The 314-nt window shown below is 72.0% G+C and carries 1 pseudogene; it reads right to left on the bottom strand.

Annotated features, from left to right (window positions below):
• Positions 1 to 181: 181 nt before the first annotated feature.
• A pseudogene (locus JHD80_RS27715) lies at positions 182 to 314 on the bottom strand (ABC transporter substrate-binding protein); the annotation flags it as partial.

Genomic DNA, 314 nt, shown 5'->3' with positions numbered 1-314 from the left:
CCCCCCCCCCCCCCCCCCCCCCCCCCCCCCCCCCCCCCCCCCCCCCCCCCCCCCCCCCCCCCCCCCCCCCCCCCCCCCCCCCCCCCCCCCCCCCCCCCCCCCCCCCCCCCTTTTTAATGCTACGGCGCCCACCGAGATCTACACCGAAGGTTAATCGTCGGCAGCGTCAGATGTGTATAAGAGACAGGACCTGGATCTCGAACTTGCCGTCGGTCGCCTCGGAGACGTATTTCGAGAATTGCTGGGCCGTGCCGTAGATCGTGTCGAGCGACTTCGGGAAGCTCGACGTCAGCCGCCATTTCACCTCGGGCTGG

It is taken from the genome of Allobosea sp. ASV33 (assembly GCF_016428755.1).
In the GTDB taxonomy this organism is placed as follows: Bacteria; Pseudomonadota; Alphaproteobacteria; order Rhizobiales; family Beijerinckiaceae; genus Allobosea.
Note: the sequence above shows the minus strand (reverse complement) of the source record. Positions and strands in the feature narration are given on the sequence as shown.